This is a genomic window from Promicromonospora xylanilytica, from assembly GCF_054782895.1.
The window spans coordinates 1-5,449 of sequence record NZ_BAAGRP010000051.1; the positions used below are offsets into that span (position 1 = coordinate 1).

Sequence of the window (5,449 nt, forward strand, 5' to 3'; positions counted from 1 at the left end):
GCGGCCGACTGACCGAACTACCAAGCGTGATCCACATGATCACCAACCTCGAGTTCTACCGCCAGGCCACGTGAATAACGCTCCAAGTCTCGATCGCGTCAAGGTCATGGGCGTTGATCGCCTCGACGAGGCGATCGATCACAGTGGTCGTCGAAGTCATATCCAGTCCTTTGCGGTGGCACCGGCCGCGTGGTCCGCGCGGACTGGGGCGGTCGGGTTATTTGGTTCTGGCGTTCTGAGCGCCTGCACAGCTGTGGTTTCGAGGTCGGCGCCGTCAGGCAGGAGACATCCGCGTCGCGACATGATCGTCGGGCCAGCGTCGTCAGCGCCGATCATGGAATCGGATCGCCGTGCGAGCCGACTCAGCGTGGGCCTGTTGATGCCGCGCCGACGAGTGCCGCGATCTGGGGTGCCGCCTCGATGTCCGGGACGGAGAGGAACTCGGGGCTCTGATAGGCGGGGCTCGGGTACTCGTAGTACCCCTTGCCGGACAGCAGCCCGAGGTCTCCCTTGTCGACGAAGCGCTCCTTGATGTACTTAGCGTTGGCGAGCATCTGGGCGTCGCCGTTCTTCTCGCCCCAGTAGGCCAGCACGTTGTATGCCGTCGTCATCCCGATCACGTCATACCAGCCCATCGGGCCGAGCTTCGCACCGCCCAGCAGGTAGGTCCGGTCGATGTCCTCGGGTGTCGCGATCCCGTTGGTCACGAGGGTCTGCGCGGCGTTGAGCAGCGGGACGAGCCAAGAGTTGAGAACGTAGCCGTTCTGCTCCTTGCGAAGCGGGATCGGCACCATGCCGATCTCGATTGCGAACTCGACCGCCTGCGCGATGGTGTCACGCGAGGTCCCGTCGTGAACCATGATCTCGGTCAGGTTCATCTTCCAGATCTGGTTGGCGAAGTGCAACGTCAGAAACTTCTCCGGTCGACCGGTGTCAGCGGCGAAGTCGCTGGGCAGCAGCGTCGAGGTGTTGGTGGCGATGATCGTGCGCTCCGGCAGCAACGGCGCCAAGCTGGTGTACAGCGCCAACTTGATCGACGGGGCCTCCGGGACTGCCTCGATCACGAGGTCCGCCTCAGCGACCGCTGATGCGAGATCTGTGGTGTAGGTCAGCCGCTGATGGGTTGCGTCGATGTCGGCGACGGTGGCACCCAGATCCGCCCTGTAGATCTCGGCGTAACTGTCGATCGCGAGCTTGCTGCGCTCGAGCGGTTCCTCGGCGATGTCATAGACCACCACCGTCTTGCCCTTGAAGGCGCTGTGCCAGGCGATCTGACCGCCGAGCACTCCGGACCCGAGAACCGTCAGCTGGTTGAGAGTGGACATGAGCTGCTTCTTCCTTCTTATCGTGGGGTCGATCGGTCTGCTTGTGGCTGACGGATCGAGAGGGTCAAGGGGTGAGCCGCCGCTCTGGTGGGTCGCCTGTGGGCGGCTCACCCCTCGATGGTTTCTAGCTGCGCGCGAGCGTCGGGTAGTCGGTGTAGCCGGTGTCGTCGCCGCCGTAGATCGTGGTCTGGTCCACCTCGTTCAGCGGGGCGCCGGTGCGGAGCCGCTCGACGATGTCCGGGTTCGCGAGCGCGAACTGCCCCAGCGGGGCGATGTCGGCGAACCCGGCCTCGATGTCGTCGGCGATCTGCTCACGGCCGCGTCCGTAGCGCACGACGAGGACCGAGTTAGGCCACAGGCCGCGCAGGGAACCCAGCAGCTCGTCGTCACCGACGTGGAAGACGTGCAGGTAGACGAGGTCGAGCTTGGCGAGCTCTCCGACCAGGTGCGTGTACTGGGCGCGCACCTCGGCCGGTTCGCCCTCATGGAGCCCGCCGAGGGGAATCGCCGGTGAGATCCGGATGCCGGTGCGGTCGGCTCCGATCTCGTCCGCGACAGCACGCGCCACCTCGATCGCGAACCGTGCACGGTTCTCCACGGAGCCGCCGTACTCGTCGGTGCGCTGGTTCGCGTTCGGTGCCAGGAACTGGTGCGGCAGGAAGCCGTTGCCGGCGTGGATCTCCACGCCGTCGGCGCCGGCCGCGATGGCGGAGGCCGCCGCGTGGCGGAACTCGCCGATCAGGTCCTGGATCTCCGAGACGCTCAGTTCCCGCGGCACCGGGGTCTGCTGGGGTCCGGCCGGGGTGTACACGTCCTGTTCCGCCGAGATCGCGGAGGGTGCCAGCGGCTGACGGTGATGCGGCGTGTTGTCCGGGTGCGCCATGCGCCCCGCGTGTGCCAGCTGGATGAAGAAGTGTCCGCCCGCCGCGTGCACCGCGTCGGTCACGGCCTTCCAGCCCTCGACATGCTCGGGCGTGTAGATCCCCGGCGTGCTCATGTTGCCCTGCCCGTCGTCCGACGGCTGGGTGCTCTCGGAGATCAGCAGGCCGAGCGACGCCCGCTGGGCGTAGTACTCGGCGGCGAACTTGCCGGGGGTCCCGTCGGGGTTCGCGCGGCTGCGGGTCATCGGCGACAGGGCGAGGCGGTGGCTGAGGTCGAGCCGACCGAGTGTGTAGGGCTGCCAGAGAGAGGAAGAGCTCATTGCTTGTGTCGGTCCTTTGCAGTGAACGGGTCGCCATCACCCTCGGCGCGGTACCAGGTCGCATCCGCGCCGCCCAGACGTGCCGGGACAAGGACCGGTCCGCCTGTACGATGATGACTGCACTCATAACTGAGGCCAGTCATGTTGTATTCCCGGCTACTGCGGCCTCGGTGACATCGCCGACGACAGAGGGGTAGTCATGGGCAGATCGACGTACGAACCACCGGCAGGGCGGACTTTCCTGGAGCGGCCCGGGTGGCCGGAGGTGTTGGCGGGCGCCGCCGCATATGGCGCCTCCTTGCTGCTGGTCGCAGTGCTGTTGCCGCTCGTGACAGACCCTGTCGTCCACGGCAACGTGGGACTCGTGGTCTCAGGGGCCATGGGGCTTGTTGCGCTATCTGTCGCGGTCTTGATCCGCATCCGCGGACTGGCGGCCTTTGGCTTCCGGCGGGCTCGGCCGCGACATCTCCTCGTCGGTGCCCTGTTGGGTCTTGTCGCCTATGTGCTGGGCACCATCGCTGCAATCGTCTACATGGTGGCGACCGGGGGTGTGCAGAACGTTCAGGAGAGTTATCAGGCGGCAGCTGCGGGCGGCGGCTTGTCGCTCGCCTTTGCGCTCGTCGCGGGCGCGGTGATCACACCGCTGGGTGAGGAAGGGTTCTTCCGCGGCGTGGTGGCGAACGCCTTGCTAGCCCGGTATGGGGCCTGGGTCGGTGTGCTGGCGAGCGCGGGAGTCTTCGCCGTCGCCCACGGGATCAACCCGATCATGCCGGCGGCGTTCGTCGTGGGTGTACTGACCGCGCTCCTCTTCCGGTGGTCGGGTTCGGTCTGGCCGGGCGTGGTGCTGCACGGCGTGAACAACGCGACGGCGCTACTGATCCCGCTCATCGTCGAGCTCGTCGCGGCATGACGAGATTCGCCAGGCCGTCGGCCGACTCTCAACTGACAGCCGGAAGCACGGTCACGATCTGCCGGCGGATGGCTTCCATCACCTCGGCCAGGGTGAAGGCAGGGTCGGCATGCGAAGCCATGGTCAGGAACAGGATCGCTGAGATCACCTGGGCCCGGACGGCCGCGTCGTCCCCGTCTCGGCCGGTGTGCTCGGCGATAAGGTCCGCGACCGCCTGCTGGGTCTGCCCGACGATGGACAGCGCGGTGGCCCGGTTGGGCTCGGCGGGGTCGCCGAACATCATCTCTCGCAGATAGGTATGCCCGTTCTCGATCGGAGCCCGGTTGCACTCCACGATCGGAGTGGCGAGCGCGATCACGGCATCCGCGGCGTTCGTGGCTTCCTGAGCGGCGGCAAGGCCCCGTTCGAAGGCGGCGGAATAGCGCGCGTTCTGCACGAGGAGCAGCAGGTCACCCTTGGACTTCACGTAGAGGAACAAGGTGCCAGCGCCGATGTCGGCCTTGTCAGCGATCTCCTGAGTGGTGACGTCGTCCACACTCCGCTGGCTGAACAGCTCGGTGGCAGCCGAGACGATCCGATCGAGCTTGGCCTGCTTGTTCCGCTCCCGCCGGCCGGGCGCGTATGGCTCTCGAGGCATAACCTTCCTTCCTGGAACAAAAGGTGACCCGACTCAGTTCTGACCACAGTCAGCGACGGGCGAGTTCTGTTCCGGGCGCGCTCATTGTCCCATCCGGCCGTGGCATGGCCTGGTGGCCTGGTGGCGTCCCGTGGGCGACATCGGCACGGCAACCGTCACCCACCTTCCACATGTCTACAGAACGGGTCGGGGTAAATGAGTCAGGATCGTATTCGGGTCGGCATTATCGGGGTCCATCCAGAGCGGGGCTGGGCTACGACAGCCCACATACCCGCCTTGCAACAGCTGGCGGAGTTCGAACTCACAGCGGTAAGCCATCACGACCACGAGACCGCCGCCGCTGCCGCGCGCAAGTACAACGTCCCTCATGCGCTCAGCACTGCCAGCGACCTGATCAACCACCCCGACGTCGACCTCGTCGTCGTCGCCGTCAAGGTCACACGACACGAAGAACTCGTCACCAGCGCTATCGAGGCAGGCAAAGCCGTCTTCTGTGAGTGGCCACTGGGCGTCCACCTTGACCAAGCCGTCAAGATGCGCGACCTCGCTCGCGCCCGGGGCATTACCACGGCGATCGGACTCCAGGCTCGGGCGACACCGCCATTCGCGTACATGCGTGATCTCGTCCGGGACGGGTACGTGGGTGAGGTGCTGTCCAGCACGATGATCGGCGCTGGCGTCATCCTCGGTGAGTCGATGAGCCGGGTCCAGGAGTACACGCTCAATCCGGAGAACGGGATCGGGCTACAGCATGTGATGTTCGCCCACTCCATAGATGCCCTGCTCCATGTGCTTGACGGCCGATTCGCCGACGTGAACGCGTTCTTCGCCACGCGACGCTCGACGGTCAGGATCGAGGAGACGGGCGAGGTCCTTCCCATGTCCGTCCCCGATCAGCTCGTGGTCAACGGCACGCTGGAAAATGGCCCCGTCGTCGCCGCCCACTTCCGCGGTGGTCTCTCGCGAGGAACGAACTTCCACTTCGAGATCAACGGCACGAAAGGTGACCTTCTCCTCACCAGTCCGGTCGGCTACACCGGGACAGGCGGCTTCACGCTGAGAGGAGCCACCGGCACCGCGACCCCACATGCCCTGGTCATCCCTGGACCGTACGGCGCCGACCGCTTCGTCAACGATCCGGCACAGGGCGTCGCCAGCGCCTACGCGCAACTTGCGTCGGATCTCAAGTCCGGAACCCAACTCAGCCCCACTTTCGACGATGGGGTCGAGCTGCACGAGTTGATAGACAGGATCGAGCGCAGCGGTGGCCTTGAACGGCACCGCCCAGACTGAGAGCGTTATTCACGTGGCCTGGCGGTAGAACTCGAGGTTGGTGATCATGTGGATCACGCTTGGTAGTTCGGTCAGTCGGCCGC

The 5,449-nt window shown here is 65.7% G+C and carries 5 protein-coding genes; 2 read left to right on the plus strand and 3 right to left on the minus strand.

Annotation, left to right across the window (positions count from 1 at the left end; translation table 11 throughout):
* Window positions 1-362: 362 nt before the first annotated feature.
* Window positions 363-1,436, minus strand: coding sequence for a 3-hydroxyacyl-CoA dehydrogenase (locus ACYVK7_RS17825; RefSeq protein ID WP_460889064.1), 1,074 nt, complete (start codon window positions 1,434-1,436; stop codon window positions 363-365).
* A 13-nt stretch (window positions 1,437-1,449) separates the two neighbouring features.
* Window positions 1,450-2,526: an alkene reductase gene (locus ACYVK7_RS17830; RefSeq protein ID WP_171107485.1), complete on the minus strand. Its 1,077-nt coding sequence runs from the start codon at window positions 2,524-2,526 to the stop codon at window positions 1,450-1,452.
* Window positions 2,527-2,824: 298 nt separating this feature from the next.
* Here ACYVK7_RS17830 and ACYVK7_RS17835 point away from each other — a divergent pair, with 298 nt between their 5' ends.
* Window positions 2,825-3,436, plus strand: coding sequence for a lysostaphin resistance A-like protein (locus tag ACYVK7_RS17835; RefSeq protein WP_460889065.1), 612 nt, complete (start codon window positions 2,825-2,827; stop codon window positions 3,434-3,436).
* Between the two features lie 28 nt (window positions 3,437-3,464).
* On the opposite strand, the gene ACYVK7_RS17840 is transcribed toward ACYVK7_RS17835, so the two are convergent.
* Window positions 3,465-4,073, minus strand: coding sequence for a TetR/AcrR family transcriptional regulator (locus ACYVK7_RS17840; RefSeq protein WP_460889066.1), 609 nt, complete (start codon window positions 4,071-4,073; stop codon window positions 3,465-3,467).
* Window positions 4,074-4,268: 195 nt separating this feature from the next.
* Here ACYVK7_RS17840 and ACYVK7_RS17845 point away from each other — a divergent pair, with 195 nt between their 5' ends.
* A complete protein-coding gene (locus ACYVK7_RS17845) occupies window positions 4,269-5,366 on the plus strand; it encodes a Gfo/Idh/MocA family protein (RefSeq protein ID WP_460889067.1) in 1,098 nt (365 codons plus the stop codon).
* The last annotated feature ends 83 nt before the right edge of the window (window positions 5,367-5,449 follow it).

Excerpts from the sequence above, each read along its gene's own strand:
- ACYVK7_RS17840 (WP_460889066.1), bottom strand. The coding sequence starts at position 4,073 with ATGCCTCGAGAGCCATACGCGCCCGGCCGGCGGGAGCGGAACAAGCAG.
- ACYVK7_RS17830 (WP_171107485.1), bottom strand. The coding sequence starts at position 2,526 with ATGAGCTCTTCCTCTCTCTGGCAGCCCTACACACTCGGTCGGCTCGAC.
- ACYVK7_RS17845 (WP_460889067.1), top strand. The coding sequence starts at position 4,269 with ATGAGTCAGGATCGTATTCGGGTCGGCATTATCGGGGTCCATCCAGAG.